The 15462-nt window shown below is 61.5% G+C and carries 15 protein-coding genes and 2 pseudogenes; 10 read left to right on the top strand and 7 right to left on the bottom strand.

What is annotated here, in order from left to right:
- Positions 1-110 precede the first annotated feature (110 nt).
- Positions 111-992, bottom strand: coding sequence for a LysR substrate-binding domain-containing protein (locus ACTJK9_RS17715; protein ID WP_440815125.1), 882 nt, complete (start codon positions 990-992; stop codon positions 111-113).
- 141 nt (positions 993-1133) lie between these two features.
- On the opposite strand from ACTJK9_RS17715, the gene ACTJK9_RS17710 reads away from it, so the two are divergent.
- Positions 1134-1898 carry a sulfite exporter TauE/SafE family protein gene (locus ACTJK9_RS17710; RefSeq protein WP_440815173.1) on the top strand — a complete coding sequence of 255 codons (765 nt, stop codon included), beginning with the start codon at positions 1134-1136 and terminating at the stop codon, positions 1896-1898.
- On the opposite strand, the gene ACTJK9_RS17705 is transcribed toward ACTJK9_RS17710, so the two are convergent.
- Positions 1888-2202, bottom strand: coding sequence for a putative quinol monooxygenase (locus ACTJK9_RS17705; protein WP_085611262.1), 315 nt, complete (start codon positions 2200-2202; stop codon positions 1888-1890). The two genes, ACTJK9_RS17710 and ACTJK9_RS17705, sit on opposite strands and share 11 nt — an antisense overlap.
- Before the next feature lie 201 nt (positions 2203-2403).
- Here ACTJK9_RS17705 and ACTJK9_RS17700 point away from each other — a divergent pair, with 201 nt between their 5' ends.
- The 3 genes from ACTJK9_RS17700 to ACTJK9_RS17690 all read left to right on the top strand — a co-directional run bounded on the left by ACTJK9_RS17700 (position 2404) and on the right by ACTJK9_RS17690 (position 4963).
- Positions 2404-2994, top strand: coding sequence for an NAD(P)H-dependent oxidoreductase (locus tag ACTJK9_RS17700; protein WP_440815123.1), 591 nt, complete (start codon positions 2404-2406; stop codon positions 2992-2994).
- 60 nt (positions 2995-3054) lie between these two features.
- Entirely contained in the window at positions 3055-3966 is a 912-nt protein-coding gene (locus tag ACTJK9_RS17695; RefSeq protein WP_064593308.1) for a LysR family transcriptional regulator, read from the top strand.
- A gap of 103 nt (positions 3967-4069) precedes the next feature.
- Positions 4070-4963 carry an NAD-dependent epimerase/dehydratase family protein gene (locus ACTJK9_RS17690; protein ID WP_440815119.1) on the top strand — a complete coding sequence of 298 codons (894 nt, stop codon included), beginning with the start codon at positions 4070-4072 and terminating at the stop codon, positions 4961-4963.
- 135 nt (positions 4964-5098) lie between these two features.
- On the opposite strand, the gene ACTJK9_RS17685 is transcribed toward ACTJK9_RS17690, so the two are convergent.
- A complete protein-coding gene (locus tag ACTJK9_RS17685) occupies positions 5099-5260 on the bottom strand; it encodes a hypothetical protein (protein ID WP_178076178.1) in 162 nt (53 codons plus the stop codon).
- A 257-nt stretch (positions 5261-5517) separates the two neighbouring features.
- Between ACTJK9_RS17685 and ACTJK9_RS17680 the strand changes: the two genes are divergently transcribed.
- The 4 genes from ACTJK9_RS17680 (at position 5518) to ACTJK9_RS17665 (ending at position 9688) form a co-directional block, all read left to right on the top strand.
- On the top strand, positions 5518-6867 hold the full coding sequence (locus tag ACTJK9_RS17680; RefSeq protein WP_440815115.1) for a GntP family permease: 1350 nt from the start codon (positions 5518-5520) through the stop codon (positions 6865-6867).
- Between the two features lie 15 nt (positions 6868-6882).
- Positions 6883-7743, top strand: a complete 861-nt coding sequence (locus ACTJK9_RS17675) for a MurR/RpiR family transcriptional regulator (protein WP_039769047.1) — start codon at positions 6883-6885, stop codon at positions 7741-7743.
- Between the two features lies 1 nt (position 7744).
- On the top strand, positions 7745-9202 hold the full coding sequence (locus ACTJK9_RS17670) for an N-acyl-D-amino-acid deacylase family protein (protein WP_440815112.1): 1458 nt from the start codon (positions 7745-7747) through the stop codon (positions 9200-9202).
- 117 nt (positions 9203-9319) lie between these two features.
- Entirely contained in the window at positions 9320-9688 is a 369-nt protein-coding gene (locus ACTJK9_RS17665; protein WP_011332360.1) for a glyoxalase superfamily protein, read from the top strand.
- Here the strand turns inward: ACTJK9_RS17665 and gliR are convergent.
- The 4 genes and pseudogenes from gliR to ACTJK9_RS17645 form a co-directional block, all read right to left on the bottom strand.
- Complete coding sequence (gene gliR / locus ACTJK9_RS17660) at positions 9685-10713, bottom strand: AraC family transcriptional regulator GliR (protein WP_440815109.1); 1029 nt, start codon at positions 10711-10713, stop codon at positions 9685-9687. The genes ACTJK9_RS17665 and gliR overlap by 4 nt on opposite strands.
- A 239-nt stretch (positions 10714-10952) precedes the next feature.
- Positions 10953-11336, bottom strand: coding sequence for a DUF6124 family protein (locus tag ACTJK9_RS17655; protein ID WP_440815107.1), 384 nt, complete (start codon positions 11334-11336; stop codon positions 10953-10955).
- Between the two features lie 467 nt (positions 11337-11803).
- A pseudogene (locus ACTJK9_RS17650) lies at positions 11804-12400 on the bottom strand (methyl-accepting chemotaxis protein); the annotation flags it as partial.
- 261 nt (positions 12401-12661) lie between these two features.
- A pseudogene (locus tag ACTJK9_RS17645) lies at positions 12662-13723 on the bottom strand (methyl-accepting chemotaxis protein); the annotation flags it as partial.
- A gap of 244 nt (positions 13724-13967) precedes the next feature.
- Here ACTJK9_RS17645 and ACTJK9_RS17640 point away from each other — a divergent pair.
- Positions 13968-14639: a histidine phosphatase family protein gene (locus ACTJK9_RS17640; protein ID WP_440815104.1), complete on the top strand. Its 672-nt coding sequence runs from the start codon at positions 13968-13970 to the stop codon at positions 14637-14639.
- Positions 14636-15457: a phosphatase PAP2 family protein gene (locus tag ACTJK9_RS17635; RefSeq protein WP_440815102.1), complete on the top strand. Its 822-nt coding sequence runs from the start codon at positions 14636-14638 to the stop codon at positions 15455-15457. The genes ACTJK9_RS17640 and ACTJK9_RS17635 overlap by 4 nt, the downstream gene beginning before the upstream one ends.
- Positions 15458-15462 lie beyond the last annotated feature (5 nt).

Here is a 15462-nt window from a genome sequence, read left to right as displayed (position 1 = left end):
TGTGCGAAAACGGGTATCGGGCAACACGTTCGCTCTGGCGATATAGTACGTATGTATACGTACCTTGCAAGCTATTCCTTGTGCTTATTTTGCCGAAGAAAAAAACATGTTTACGGGAGTGCCAAGGCTTGCAACAAGGCTGTGGCATAGGGCGGCAACGCGGCGAAGTCGCGGGCGCACAGCAACAGTTTGCGCCTGGCCCAGCCTTCATTCATCGGCAGGGTCTTGAAGGCTTGCGGCGCAGCGCGCTGAACCGCCGCCAGCGGCACGATGCCCAGGCCGGCACCTCGGGCCACCATGCGCATCACGCCGTTGAAGCCATCGGCACGGATGCGGATCTGCATCCGCGAGCCGCTGTGCAGCGCCTGCTCTTCCAGGTAAATCGCCAAAGCGCTGTCGGCCTGCAGCCCGACAAAGTCATGGCGCAGAGCGTCGCTGAAACTGACTTCAGTCGCCTCGGACAGTGGATGATCCAAAGGCAGAATCAGCACCAGCGGGTCGTCGCGAAAGGCGCGGGTCTGCAAGTCGGTGGTGTCGATCGCGTCGGACACAATGCCCAGATCTGCCGCGCCCTGACGCAAGGCATGGGTGATGCGGGCGCTGGGCAGTTCCTGCAGATCGATGTCGAGGTTGGGATGCTCCCGCAGAAAATCCGCCAGCACCTCCGGCAGGTATTCACTGAGCGCCGTGGTGTTACACAGCAGGCGCACCTGGCCTCTGACGCCGCGGGCATATTCGGCCAGATCCTGTTGCAGACGTTCAGCCTGTTGCAGCATCACCCGCGCATGTTGCGCCAGGGCTTTGCCGGCCGGCGTCGGCGTGACACCACGGCGCCCGCGCTCAAGAAACTCGGTGCCCAGCGAAGCTTCCATCGCCCGGATCCGCGCACTGGCCGCCGCCAGCGACAGATGACTGCGCGCGGCGCCGGCGGTGATGTTGCCGCTGTCGAGGATGTGCAAATAGAGGCGCAGGTCGGTGAGGTCGAAGTGCATGGGGCAGCCTCAATATCAGTGGTGTCGGTCCCGACGAAGAGGCCAGTGGCCGCGAAAAATCAACAAGCCTCTTGTATAGATAGAGGCTGCCTCAGTGTATGACAGATTTTCAGTTCATCCGCGCAGGCGCATAGTATGGCCATGAACGCACTCGCCGATTTCTATCAAAACCTCGGTCTGACCCTGTCATTGCTGGTGATCACGACCTTCGTCGTCGCCGGCATGATCAAGGGCGTGATCGGCCTCGGCCTGCCCACCGTCGCCATGGGGCTGCTCGGTCTGGCTATGGCACCGTCGCAGGCTGCGGCGTTGCTGATCATTCCGGCAACCCTCACCAACGTCTGGCAACTGGCGTTCGGCGGACATTTGCAGGGGCTGGTGAAACGGCTGTGGCCGATGCTGCTGGCGATCTTCCTCGGCACGGCCATCGGCACCTTGTGGATCGGCATGGCAGGCGGGCATTGGGTGGTGCGCGGACTTGGCGCGGCGCTATTGCTCTATGCGTTGAGCGGATTGTTCCTGCCGACGCTGAGTGTCAGTCGCCGCCATGAACCATGGCTGGGGCCGCTGTGTGGCGTGATCACCGGCGTCATCACTTCGGCGACGGGGGTGTTCGTGATTCCCGTCGTCCCGTACATGCAGGCCCTGGGCTTGAGCCGTGATGAACTGGTGCAGGCGCTGGGGCTGTCCTTCACCGTATCGACCCTGGCGCTGGCCGGCGGATTGCTCTGGCGCGGGTCGCTCGGCGGCACGGAACTGAGTGCTTCGCTGCTGGCGCTGATCCCCGCTGTCCTCGGCATGTGGCTCGGCCAATGGCTGCGCCAGCGCATCAGCGCCGCGCTGTTCAAGCGAGTGTTTTTCATCGGTCTGGGCGCGCTCGGCGCCCATCTGCTGATCAGCGGTTAGCGGACGACGGGCTGAGCATTTCAATCGGGCGGATATCAAAATCCCGCTCCAGGTATTCCATGCGCTGGGCCAGGAACTGCTGCATGTGCGGCAGGTTCGAGTGCACGTCCAGATGCGCCTGGCTTTCCCAGATCTCGTAGAAGATGAACAGGGTCGGGTCTTCCTTGTCGCGCAGCATGTGGTACTCGATGCAGCCGGGTTCGGCGCGGCTCGGCTCGACGTAGGCGCGGAAAAACGCTTCGAAAGCCTCGGCTTTTTCCGGGCGGGTCTTGGCGTGCAGGATGAAACCCTGGCGTTCGCTCATCGCAAAAAACTCCTCAGATTCAGATGGCGGCCAATCCTACGGCAACAATCGGCAATCGATTCGTGCGTTTTACTCAAATGATTTTTGCGCCGTCGGTGCTTATTCCGCGCGAGGCGGATCGCTAATCTGCCGCCATTGCATTTTTCCCCTTCTCCATCCAGCGCTCTGCGCTGCGCATCGGAATCCGATCGAGGCTCTCCCATGAAAAAAGTGCTGTTGCTCAATGGCGGTAAAAAATTCGCCCACTCCGACGGTCGCTACAACACCACCCTGCACGAAGCGGCGTTGAGCGTGCTGGATCGTGGCGGTCTCGACGTCAAGACCACCTTCATCGACGAGGGTTACGACGTCGCCGAAGAAGTGGCCAAATTCCTCTGGGCCGACGTGATCATTTATCAGATGCCGGGCTGGTGGATGGGCGCACCGTGGACCGTGAAAAAGTACATCGACGAAGTCTTCACCGAAGGCCACGGCAGCCTCTACGCCAGCGATGGCCGCACCCGTTCCGACGCGTCGCAGAAGTACGGCAGCGGCGGTCTGATCCACGGCAAGCAGTACATGCTGTCGCTGACCTGGAACGCACCGCAGCAGGCGTTCGATGACCCGACCGATTTCTTCGAAGCCAAAGGCGTGGACGCCGTGTACTTCCCGTTCCACAAGGCCAACGAGTTTCTCGGCATGACCGGCCTGCCGACGTTCCTCTGTGTGGACGTGATGAAGCGCCCTAACATCGAGGCCGACGTGGCGCGTTACGAGCAGCATCTGACCGAGGTGTTTGGCCTCAAGGCCTGACGCTCGGCTACTATCGAAGGCCTGAGCTTGCGCAGCAGGCCTTTCGATTCGAGGACACCCGTGAAAGCCAGATCCGATGAGTTGCAGATTTTCGTCTGCGTGATCGAATGCGGTTCGATTTCCGCCGCCGCCGAGCAGGTCGGACAGACGCCGTCGGCGGTCAGCCGCACGCTGTCGCGACTGGAAGCCAAGCTCGACACCACGCTGATCAACCGCACCACTCGGCGCATGGACCTGACCGAGGAGGGCAAGTACTTCTTCGAACAGGCCAAGCTGATCCTCGACCAGATGGACCAGCTCGAAGAGCGCCTGTCTTCGCGCCAGCAGACGCCATCAGGACGGCTGCGGATCAACGCCGCGTCGCCGTTCATGCTCCACGCCGTCGTGCCGTACATCGACGAATTCCGCCGGCTGTACCCGGACATCCAGCTCGAACTCAACAGCAATGACCTGATCATTGACCTGCTGGAACAAAGCACCGACGTTGCTATCCGCATCGGCACCCTCGCCGATTCGACGTTGCATGCCCGCTCGCTGGGTTGCAGTCCGCTGCTGATCGTCGCCAGTCCAGCGTATGTGGAAAAACACGGTGCGCCGCGCGAAGTGGCCGATCTGAGCGAGCACACCTTGCTTGGCTTCACCCAGAACGAAGGCCTCAACCAGTGGCCGCTGCGTTACGTTCACGGTGACCGTTGGCCGATCACCCCGGCAATCAGCGCCTCCAGCGGCGAGACGGTTCGTCATCTCGCACTGGAAGGCCAGGGCATCGCCTGCCTCTCGCACTTCATGACCATCGACGACATTCGCGCCGGGCGCCTCAAGGTGTTGCTGGCGGAATTCAACAGCGGTTATCGCCAGCCGATCAACGCGGTGTACTACCGCAACTCGCAGCTGGCGCTGCGCATCCAGTGCTTCCTGGACTTCATCCAGAGCAAACTGGCGGCTTACGCCAGCGCTGATTTCAAGGGCTGATTCGTGATCCCTGCGCAACAGTGATTTGGTTTTGGGCGGGTTTTTCCACAGGACTCGCCGGTCGATACTCGCTCCATCACTTACTCACGCAGGGAGTTTCTCCATGAACGTATTCGTCACCGGCGCTGCCGGTTTTATCGGCGGCTCCATCGCCACCGCTCTGGTCCAGGCCGGCCACACCGTCACCGGTCTGGTGCGCAGCGCCGAACAGGCCAATGAGCTGAAAGCGCTGGGCATCACCCCGGTATTCGGCACCCTCGACGACAAGACACTGCTGGCCGAACAGGCCCGCGCCGCCGACGCCGTGATCAACGCCGCCAGCAGCGACCATCGCGGTGCGGTCGAAGCCCTGCTCGATGCCCTGCGCGGCTCGAACAAAGTGTTCCTGCACACCAGCGGTTCGAGCATCGTCGGCGATGCGTCCGGCGGCAAATCCAGCGACGTCATCTACTTCGAAGACAACCTGCCGGAGCCGACCGTCGACAAGGCCGCACGGGTGGCCATCGACAACCTGATCCTCGCCGCCGCGCAGGACGGCGTGAACTCGGCCGTCATCTGCAACACCCTGATTTACGGCCACAGCCTGGGCGTCAATCGCGACAGCGTGCAGCTGCCGCGTCTGCTGAAGCAGGCACGTAAAAGCGGCGTGGTTCGTCACGTCGGCACCGGTCAGAACATCTGGTCCAACGTGCACATCGAAGATGTCGTGGCGCTGTACCTGCTGGCCCTGACCAAAAACGTACCGGGCACCTTCTACTTCGTCGAAAGCGGCGAAGCGTCGTTCATCGACATGACCACCGCCATGGCCGAAGCCCTGAATCTGGGCCAGCCACAAGACTGGCCACTGAAAGATGCCGAAGCCGAGTGGGGCTACGAAATGGCCAACTACGGCCTCGGCTCCAACAGCCGCGTACGCGGCAAACACGCCCGCGAACTGCTCGGCTGGGCGCCGAAGCGCACGTCGGTGGTTGAATGGATTCGTAACGAAATGGTGTGAGGGTTGATTAAACCCGAGAGGGCTTTGCGACTAACCTGTGAACGGCTGCCTTTGGGCAGCCGTTTGTGTTTTTGGATTTGTCTTGGCGCTGAGATTGAGTGAATTCGCCACTTTTTCAGAAACTGAATGACGACTCTATTCGGCCAGAGAAAGATGCAGAAACTTGCTGTCCTTGAGCTTCAGCTTGCGTTCAATCGATTCAACGCTCTGACCCGTTTCGATGGCTGTCGAACTGGCAATCGCGCGTATCAACGCTTCGGCAGTGAGCTTTTTGGGGCGGCGGCGCGGAGCAGTCATGGCAGGAACTCGATAGAAAGCGTCTGCCGAGTATAGCGTTTGGACTGATGTTGAAAACCTTGTGGTCTGGGCGAAACCTTCAGCCGGGTCATGAAAATCCCACCCCGCGATTTTCATTATTCGCGACAAGGCATATCCAAAAACGACAACCCTTATCCCTCCACGAAAATTACTTTCACTTGGTTTGAAAACTCGATCTCGAAATGATTTATGAGTTTCACAACCCATTCGAACGTGACCCTTTCGAGGAGTACCGCATGACACCGTCCTTCGGCTATTGGCTGCTGGTGTACGCCGCCGTTGCCATCATCGCCCTGATCGTTCTGATCGCCCGTTACCGGCTCAATCCGTTCATTGTAATCACCCTGATTTCCATCGGCCTGGCGCTGGTGGCGGGGATGCCGCCGTCCGGGGTGGTGGGGGCGTACGAGGCCGGGGTGGGCAAGACGCTGGGGCACATTGCGCTGGTGGTGGCGCTGGGGACGATGCTCGGCAAGATGATGGCCGAGTCCGGCGGGGCCGAGCAGATGGCGCGGACGCTGATCGAGCGCTTCGGCGAGAAGAACGCGCACTGGGCGATGGTGTGCATTGCGTTTCTGGTGGGGCTGCCGCTGTTTTTCGAAGTCGGTTTCGTGTTGCTGGTGCCGATTGCCTTTACCGTGGCGCGGCGGGTCGGCGTGTCGATTCTGATGGTCGGTCTGCCGATGGTCGCCGGGCTGTCGGTGGTGCATGCGCTGGTGCCGCCGCACCCGGCGGCGATGCTGGCGGTGCAGGCCTATCAGGCGTCGGTCGGGCAGACCTTGCTGTACGCAATTGCCATCGGCATTCCGACGGCGATCATTGCCGGCCCCCTGTACGCCAAGTTCATTGTGCCGCGCATTCAGTTGCCGGCGGATAACCCGCTGGAAAAACAATTTCTCGAACGCGAACCCCGCGACAGCCTGCCGGGTTTCGGCATCACCATGGCGACCATTCTGTTGCCGGTGGTGCTGATGCTGATCGGCGGCTGGGCCAACCTGATTGCCACGCCGGGCAGCGCTTTCAATCAATTCCTGTTGTTCATCGGCAACTCGGTGATCGCGCTGTTGCTGGCGACGCTGTTGAGCTTCTGGACGCTCGGCATTGCCCAGGGTTTCAACCGCGAATCGATCCTCAAATTCACCAACGAATGCCTGGCACCGACCGCCAGCATCACCTTGCTGGTGGGCGCCGGTGGCGGGCTGAACCGGATTCTGGTGGAGGCCGGCGTCACCGATCAGATCGTCGGCCTGGCCCACGAATTTCACCTGTCGCCGCTGATCATGGGCTGGCTATTCGCCGCGTTGATGCGCATCGCCACCGGTTCGGCCACGGTCGCGATGACCACGGCTTCTGGCGTGGTCGCGCCCGTGGCCATCGGTCTGGGTTATCCCCACCCGGAACTGCTGGTGCTGGCGACCGGCGCGGGCTCGGTTATCTTTTCCCACGTCAACGACGGCGGCTTCTGGTTGATCAAGGAATACTTCAACATGACCGTGGCCCAGACGTTCAAGACCTGGACGGTGCTGGAAACCCTGATCTCGATTGTCGCTTTCGCCCTGACCGTCGGTCTTTCTTACCTGCTGTAGTCGGAGTTATCCGCCATGGACATCCTTTATCAGATCCGCGCCCGTCAGGATTCCTTCAGCGCCGGTGAAGGACGCATCGCCCGTCTGATGCTCGACGACGTAGGATTTGCCGCCTCCGCCAGCCTCGAAGACCTGGCGCAGCGGGCCGAAGTCAGCACCGCCACGCTGTCGCGCTTCGCCCGCACCGTCGGCTGTCGCGACCTGCGCGACCTGCGTCTGCAACTGGCCCAGGCCAGCGGCGTCGGCAGCCGTTTCCTCGACCCGGCGGGCACGCCCGAGCAGTCGGCGTTTTACGGGCAGATCGTCGGCGATATCGAAACCACCCTGCGTCAGCATCTGGCGGCGTTCGATGAATCGCGCTTCGCCGATGCGGTGAAACTGCTGGGCCAGGCGCGGATGATCCACGCCTTCGGCATCGGCGGTTGCTCGACCCTGTGCAGCGATGAGTTGCAGGTGCGACTGGTGCGTCTCGGCTACCCGATTGCGGTGTGCCACGACGCGGTGATGATGCGTGTCACCGCCGCCAGCCTCAGCGCCGAGCAGGTGGTGATCGTCTGTTCGCTGACCGGCATCACCCCGGAGTTGCTGGAGACCGTAGCGCTGGCGCGCAACTACGGCGCACGGATTCTCGCCATCACCCGCGCCGACTCGCCGCTGGCGGAACTGGCCGACATCGTCCTGCCGCTGCAAGGCGCCGAGACCTCGTTCATCTACAAACCGACGGCGGCGCGCTACGGCATGCTGCTCGCCATCGACGTGCTGGCCACTGAGCTTGCGCTGGCCAATCCTGAAGACAATCAAGAACGTCTGCGGCGGATCAAACTCGCCCTCGACGAATACCGTGGCGGCGACGATCACCTGCCGCTGGGAGACTGACATGCTGTACGACACCCTGATTCGCAACGCCCTGGTCATCGACGGCAGCAACAACCCCGGTTACGCCGCCGACGTGGCGATCCTCGACGGCCGCATCGCGCGCATCGGCGACTTGGGCGATGCCCGCGCCACCGATGAAATCGACGCCGCCGGCCGCGTGCTGGCGCCGGGCTTCATCGACGTGCACACCCACGACGACACCGTGGTGATCCGCCAGCCGCAGATGCTGCCCAAGCTCAGCCAGGGCGTGACCACGGTGATTGTCGGCAACTGCGGGATCAGCGCGGCGCCGGTCAGTTTGCGCGGCGATCCGCCGGATCCGATGAACCTGCTCGGCTCGGCGGCGGCGTTCGTTTATCCACGCTTCAGCGATTATCGGGCGGCGGTCGAGGCGGCCAATCCCACGCTGAACGTAGCGGCACTGGTCGGCCACACGGCGCTGCGCAGCAATCATCTTGATGATCTGTTTCGCACCGCGACTGACGCTGAAATCACCGCCATGCGCGAGCAGTTGCGTGAAAGCCTGGAGGCGGGCGCCCTTGGGTTATCCACAGGTCTGGCCTATGCGAGTGCGTTCTCGGCATCCACCGACGAAGTCATGCAACTGACCGAAGAATTGAATTCGTTCGGCGCGGTGTACACGACCCACCTGCGCAGTGAATTCGAACCGGTGCTGGAAGCAATGGACGAGGCCTTCCGCATCGGCCGCCACGCCCAGTCACCGGTGATCATTTCCCACCTCAAATGTGCCGGCGCCGGTAACTGGGGGCGCAGTCCGCAGTTGCTCGCTTCGCTGGAAGAGGCGGCGAAAAATCACCCGGTCGGCTGCGATTGCTATCCGTATGCGGCGAGTTCTTCGACGCTGGATCTGAAGCAGGTCACCGACGCCCACCGCATCACCATCACCTGGTCGACGCCGCATCCGGATATGGGCGGTCGTGACCTGATAGACATCGCCGCCGAATGGAACCTGTCATTGTTCGACGCCGCCAAACGCCTGCAACCGGCGGGCGCGGTGTATTACGGGATGGACGAGAACGACGTGCGCCGGATCCTCGCTCATCCGCTGTCGATGGTCGGCTCCGACGGCCTGCCGGAAGACCCGTTCCCCCATCCGCGCCTGTGGGGAGCTTTCCCACGGGTGCTCGGACATTTCAGTCGTGATGTCGGGCTGTTTCCGCTGCACACCGCGGTGCACAAGATGACCGGTCTGTCGGCGGCGCGTTTCGGCCTGAAAGACAGGGGAGAGATTCGTGAAGGGCACTGGGCGGATCTGGTGTTGTTCGATCCGGCGACGGTGCGTGACGTGGCGGATTTCAACGACCCGCAGCGTGCCGCGCAAGGCATCGACGGGGTGTGGATCAATGGTGTGTTGAGTTATCGCGACGGCCAGGCCAACGGGCAAACAGCAGGGCGGTTCCTGGCGCGCCAGGGCGATCTGCGCGACGGCTTTCGTTGAATTTTGCTGACTGCGTCACGGTGATGGCACATTGCAATTAAAGAAAGCCATCACCAAGCCGAATTGCTGACATCCACCCCGGCTACACTCTGGGGCCAATCAGTCAGGGAGCAACCCATGAGCTTCGGCAAAACCACCCCGATCCTGCGGATTTTCGATGAAGCCAAAGCCGTGGAGTTCTACGTCGACTTCCTCGGCTTCAAGATCGACTGGCAGCATCGTTTCGAACCCGGTTTCCCGTTGTACCTGCAGGTTTCGCGCGGCGAGTGTGTGCTGCATCTGTCCGAACACCACGGCGATGCGACACCGGGTTCGGCCCTGCGGATCGAGACCGATGAGCTGGAGGCGTTTCAGCAGCAGTTGCTGGCCAAGGAATACAAGTTTTCGCATCCACAGATTCAGGCCATGCCGTGGGGCAGCCAGGACATGACCATCGCCGATCCGTTCGGCAATCGTCTGGTGTTCACCAACGCGATCAGCCTCTAGCCGTCGTTCGAGACCCGGTGAGCCTGCCGAAACTCACCGGGCGGCATGCCGCGTCGGCTCTTGAAGGCGCGGTGAAAGGAGCGTGATTCGCTGAAGCCCAGATACTGGGCGATGTCCTGAATCGGCAGGGTGCTGTTGAGCAGGTAATGCTCGGCCAGTTCCTGGCGCAGTTCATCGAGAATCTGCTGATACGACGTGCCGGCCTGATGCAACTGGCGTTGCAGCGTGCGTACCGACACGGCGAGATGTTCGGCCACCTGTTCCTTGCGCGGCAGGCCTTCCTTGAGCAACTGGCGCAGGATGCTTTTGACCCGCTGCTCCAGCGACGCATCCTCCAGCGTCGCCATCAAACTCTGCGCGTGTTCCTCCAGGGTGCGCAGCAAATGTGCATCGGCCTGGCGCAACGGCAACTGCAAATACGGCAACGGCACGATCAGTGCGGAATACGCCTGATCGAACAGCACCGGGCATTCAAAAAACTGTTCGTACTGCGTCAGCGTCGTGCCCGCCGGGAGTGAGTGTTCCAGCCACACCGCGGCCGGCGACAGTCGGGTATCGGCGATCCAGCGCGCGTATTGCAGCCAGGAGCCAAGCACGTTTTCCACCAGATGCCGGCGAATCCGCGGGCGCTCAAAGCGACAGCTCCAGATCAGGTGTACGTGGCTGTCGTGTACCTCGGCGCGGCTGACGCCCATGTCGCCCACCAGTTTTTCGAACGGCATGATGCGGCTCATGGCATCGCCCAATGTCGCGCAGTTCATGGTGATGTAACCCAGCACACTCCACGAGTTGGGCAGGACGAAATTCGCCGCGTTGAGGCCGAACAGCGGATCGCCCGAGTGTTCGCAAAAGTAATCGAGCAACCGCTCATGGGTTTCCCCCGGCAAGCGCAGGCTGTTGTCGCTCAACTGCTGCGCCTGCAACCCGGCCGCCGCCAACGCAGGCTCGATGGCCAGGCCCAGATGTTCGGCATGGCGCAGGTACTTGAGCAGCGGAGGGACGGAGGTGAAGCCGAGCGATTGCATGACCGAATCCTCTTGAACGAGGCCGCCGGGGGCGGATGAGCGCCCTGAAAGGTAATTTGAATCCGCGAATAAAGTAAATGGCTGACGCTTGCGCGACGTTGGGGGTTGAGGTGATCAACCCTTGGAGAATTTGAGCGAGACAAGCCTTAAGTCTTTGTGACAAAGCCCGCGTCCTGCGGGCTTTGTCATTGAACGATCAAGAAGAAGCGGCGAGTGCACCGCACTCGCCACCTCCCGCATCAATCCGTCGGCACAACCTTGTCCAGTGCCCGGTTAACGGCCAGTTCGGCGATCATCACGATCTGGGCGATGCCTTGCAGGGTCTTGCGGTGGCTGCCCTCGACCAGCGCCACATGATTGTTGAGCATGACGGTGGCGGAGCCGAGGGATTCGCTGGCGTCCACCAGCAGGGATTCGGTGTCGGCTTCGGGGTGAGCCTGATAGAGGGTGTTGGGTTTGTAGGGCGCGGCCATGATGTGGGCGCTGAGTGGACCCAGGTGATAATCGAGGGCGCGTTCGGCGGCTTCGTTGAAGCGTTTCGAACCGGGGCATTCGTAGGGGGATACCGGATCCGGGAGGGTTGTGGGTTCGGTGAGTGGTGGGTTTGGCGTTACCTTGAACATAGATGCTTACCTCTGATGAGGCTGCGCCCATTTCGCCGCTGAGCAAAAGGGAGGCAGCTGTGCGCAAGTTAGCGGCCCGGTAAGCATCACAACCCGGCGCATCCGAAGATGCCATGCGCACAGCCACCATCAAGTGCAGGCGAATGCCTGACTGGATCGGACGTGTACAACCGTGAACGCATGCCGAACCGCTAAGTTCGATCACTGGAAATCAGTGACGCAATCAAATTACGCAGCCAGCCCAAGGCGCACAAGCCGGCGGATTCTGGCGTAGCCGTAGGCAACGGCGCAAGGTTTTGTGGGCTTCGGGACGTATCACGGCGTGTCCTTAAACACCCATGGCACAACCGTGTGTAATTGCGTTTCAGAACGCGTCATCCACTTCCTGAAGTTGGCAATTTCCGGGCAAAAAAGAAGGGCAGCTTTTCAGCTGCCCTTCTTTGTACATCGACTTTCGTGTGCAGGGTTTACACGCGGAAATGACTCACCATCTGCTGCAACTGCCCACCCAACCGCGCCAGTTCAACGCTGGACTTGGCGGTCTCATCACTCGCCGCCGCCGTCTGTTCCGACACGTCACGGACGTTGATGATGCTGCGGCTGATTTCTTCGGCCACGGCGCTTTGCTGTTCGGCGGCTGCGGCGATCTGCTGGTTCATCGACTGGATGTTCGACACCGTGCGGGTGATGTTTTCCAGCGAGTCGCCAGCCTTGCGGGTCAGGGCGACGCTGCTGTCGGTCAGGGCGCGGCTGTTGTTCATCACGGCGGCCACTTGCTGCGTGCCGTTCTGCAGACCGGCCACCAGGCCTTCGATTTCCTCGGTGGATTTCTGCGTGCGCTGGGCCAGGCCACGGACTTCATCGGCGACCACGGCAAACCCGCGACCGGCTTCACCGGCACGGGCGGCTTCGATGGCAGCGTTGAGGGCCAGCAGGTTGGTTTGTTCGGCCACAGCCTTGATCACGTCCATGACGCTGCCGATCTTGTCGCTTTCCTGTTGCAGCACGCTCATGGCTTCGGTGGAACGCACCACTTCGCTGGCCAGACGCTCGATCTGGGCGATGGCTTCGTTCACCACTTTGTCGCCTTCACGGGCTTCGCCGTCAGCGGCGGCTGCGGCTTGCGAGGCTTCTTCGGCATTGCGCGCGACTTCCTGCACGGTGGCAGTCATCTCGTGCATCGCGGTGGCGACCTGATCGGTCTCGACCTTCTGGCTGTTCACGCCGGCGCTGGTCTGTTCGGTCACGGCCGACAGTTCTTCGGCGGCGCTGGCGATCTGGGTCACGCCGTCGCGGATGCCGCTGATCAGGTCGCGCAGGGTCACGCCCATGCGCGCGATGCCTTGTTGCAACACGCCGAGTTCGTCGCGGCGGGTGACGATCACGTTCTGGCTCAGGTCGCCGCTGGCGATGCGGTCGACCACGGCCATGGTTTCCTGCAGCGGACGGGTGATCTGACGGGTGATGATGAAGGCAGCGATGATGCCCACCAGCAACGCCAGCAGGGTGCTGATCAGTTGCAGGGTGCGGGCCTGGGCGCTTTCTGCATCACGGCGATCGAGCTGGATCTGATACAGCTGCTCGCTCAGGCTCACGATGGTCGTGCCCTGATCGGTCATTTCCTTGCGCGCCTGCACCGCATCGGTGTTGGCGTTCTTGAAGGCCTGCAAGGCGCTGCGGTAGTTGGTCAGTGCGGTTTCCAGCTGACGCAGGGCGTCCTGTTGGGTGCTGGCGAAATGCATGTTCAGTGGCTTGAGGCTGGCGATGGCCACGTCCAGTTGGCCGACGGCTTTCTGCTCGGTCTCGGCGTTGGCGGTGGCGGTGTAGCCGCGCACTTCGTAGCGCGCCAGGATGAACGCTTCCTTGGCGGCGGTGACGGCCTGGAACTGCTCGAAACGCACATCGCTCAACGGCATTTGCTGGACGCGGTTGCTCAGCGCTTCGATCAGGCCGTAGGCCGTCGCGGCACTGGTGGCCATCGAGTCGCGCGCCGTGTTGCCGGTGCGGTAGGCGTTACGCATCTTGTTGAGCGAAGTCTGGTACTCGGCGATGGTCGCCGCCTGCTCCTTGAGCAGCTTGACGTTTTCCGGGCTCTTGAAGCTGCTGATCAGCTTCTGCTGTTGGGCGGCGAACCCGTCGAGGGTGGTCTGCACGTTCTGCGCGGCGGTTTCGTCGCCGTTGGTCAGCATGTATTGCAGGCGCACCACGCGCAGTTTGGTCAGGCCAGCGTTGAGCTGGGTGATGTCGCTCATCCAGTTGCTGCGGTCAATCAGGCCGCCCAGGCTGGTCCAGCCAGTGAGTGCCAGGATGCAGGTCAGGGCCAGGACGAGGCCGAATCCGAGCCCGAGTTTCAGGTTCACGCTGATGTTGCCGAACCAGCTATTCATCAAAAATCCTCCAGAAAAACGTTGTGCGTCTTGATCGTCGGTCAGGCTGGAAGATTGTTGTTTTTTTGCGCCAGCAAGGGTGTAAGCAGGACTGTATCGGCCGCAAATCCGAGAGCTGAAAGGATTTTGTCCTACGGAATTTGTAACAGGCACTCACAAGACTTTTTTCACATGGGTTTCACTGGCTGCCCACGCCGTGCTCTCTAACCTCGCCGCATCGAATGACAAGTGATGGCGGCTTTTTGTGGAATTGCGACTGAGTCTGTTCGGCGTCAAACGCTCGATTGATCTGAGCGGTCTGGCCCGTTTTCGAAACACCTGGGTGGTCTTGGCGGCCTCGGTGCTTGTGATCCCTTTGACCCTTTGGCTGCTGGCCCCGGCGGCGGTGCCTGACCTTGCCCACGGCAATGTGGCCGGGGCGCAGGCGCTGAAGGACGGTTGGAACAAAGGCGAAATCATCGTGCTGGTGCGCCACGTCGAGCGCTGCGACCACTCGAAAGCCGCTTGCCTGAGCGGCCACGATGGCATCACCGATCGCTCGCGCAGTGTCGCGGTGAGCGTCGGCGCGCAGTTCGAGCAGTTGGGCCTGGACAAGGCCGACGTCTACAACAGCCCGATGATGCGCACCGTGCAGACCGCCGGCTACATGTTCAACAAGGCGGCGACCGGCGAAGACTGGCTGATCAGTTGCAAGGGCCGGATGTTGCAGGATGCGCTCGCGCACAAGGTCCCGGGACGCAACCTGATTCTGGTGACCCACAGCGAATGCATGGCGCAGCTGGAAAAAGACCTCAAGGTGCCGGCCTCGACCCTCGGGTACGGCGCATCGCTGTTCGTTTCCGCCGCCAGCCCGGCGGCCCCACAGATGCTCGGCTTCATTGAAGCCTCCGACTGGCGCACGGTGACCACCCGATGAAATCCCGCTTTTATGCTTACAACTTCGGTATCCCGCTGCTCTGCGCAGCCGTGGTTTTTCTGATGTTCGACATGACCAATATCGACATCGCCTTCAGCAATCTGCTGTTCGATCCGCTGACCCACACGTTCCCGCTCGACAAGATCCACTTCTTCGAAAAGCTGACCCACAAGTGGGCGCGGATCATTCCGAACTGGACGGCGGAAATCGCCTTGATCGGCGCCACGCTGTCGTTTGTCTGGCCACTGGTGAAACCGCAAAAGCATCCGCGTCTGGGCGGGTTTCTCGAGCGCAGTAAAGTCGCCCCGGTGCTGCGCTTTGCCGCCGAGCACCGTAGGGATTTTCTGTTTGTGGTGGTGGCTTTCGCGGTCTGCACCGGGGTGATCCATTTCCTCAAGGCACACACCAGCGTCTACTGCCCGATCGAGACCACGCTGTACGGCGGAAAGATGCCGCACATCGAGTGGTACAACAATTTTCAGCTGTTCCACGAAGCGGGCGAAGGGCGTTGCTGGCCGGGCGGTCATGCTTCCGGTGGTTTCACCATGCTGGCGCTGTATTTCGTGGCACGTCGTTACCAGTGGCGCTTCTCCAGCGCGTTGTTGTGGGGCTCGCTGCTGCTCGGTTTTGTCTACGGCACTACGCGAGTCCTACAGGGCTGGCACTACATGTCCCACACGTTCTGGGCCGGCATCTTCGTGTGGCTGGCGTGTTTGCTGACGGCGCTGGCGTTTTACGGGCGGGCTCGTCTGGAGTTGCCGGTGTTGAGCAAGCGAGAGCGGAAGGTGTTCGGCGCACAGCCTGAGGTTTCTCTCTAAGGTCT

Source organism: Pseudomonas sp. 22082 (genome assembly GCF_052046055.1).
GTDB classification, from domain to species: Bacteria; Pseudomonadota; Gammaproteobacteria; order Pseudomonadales; family Pseudomonadaceae; genus Aquipseudomonas; species Aquipseudomonas pharyngis.
This window is presented reverse-complemented; position numbering and strand designations above follow the sequence as displayed.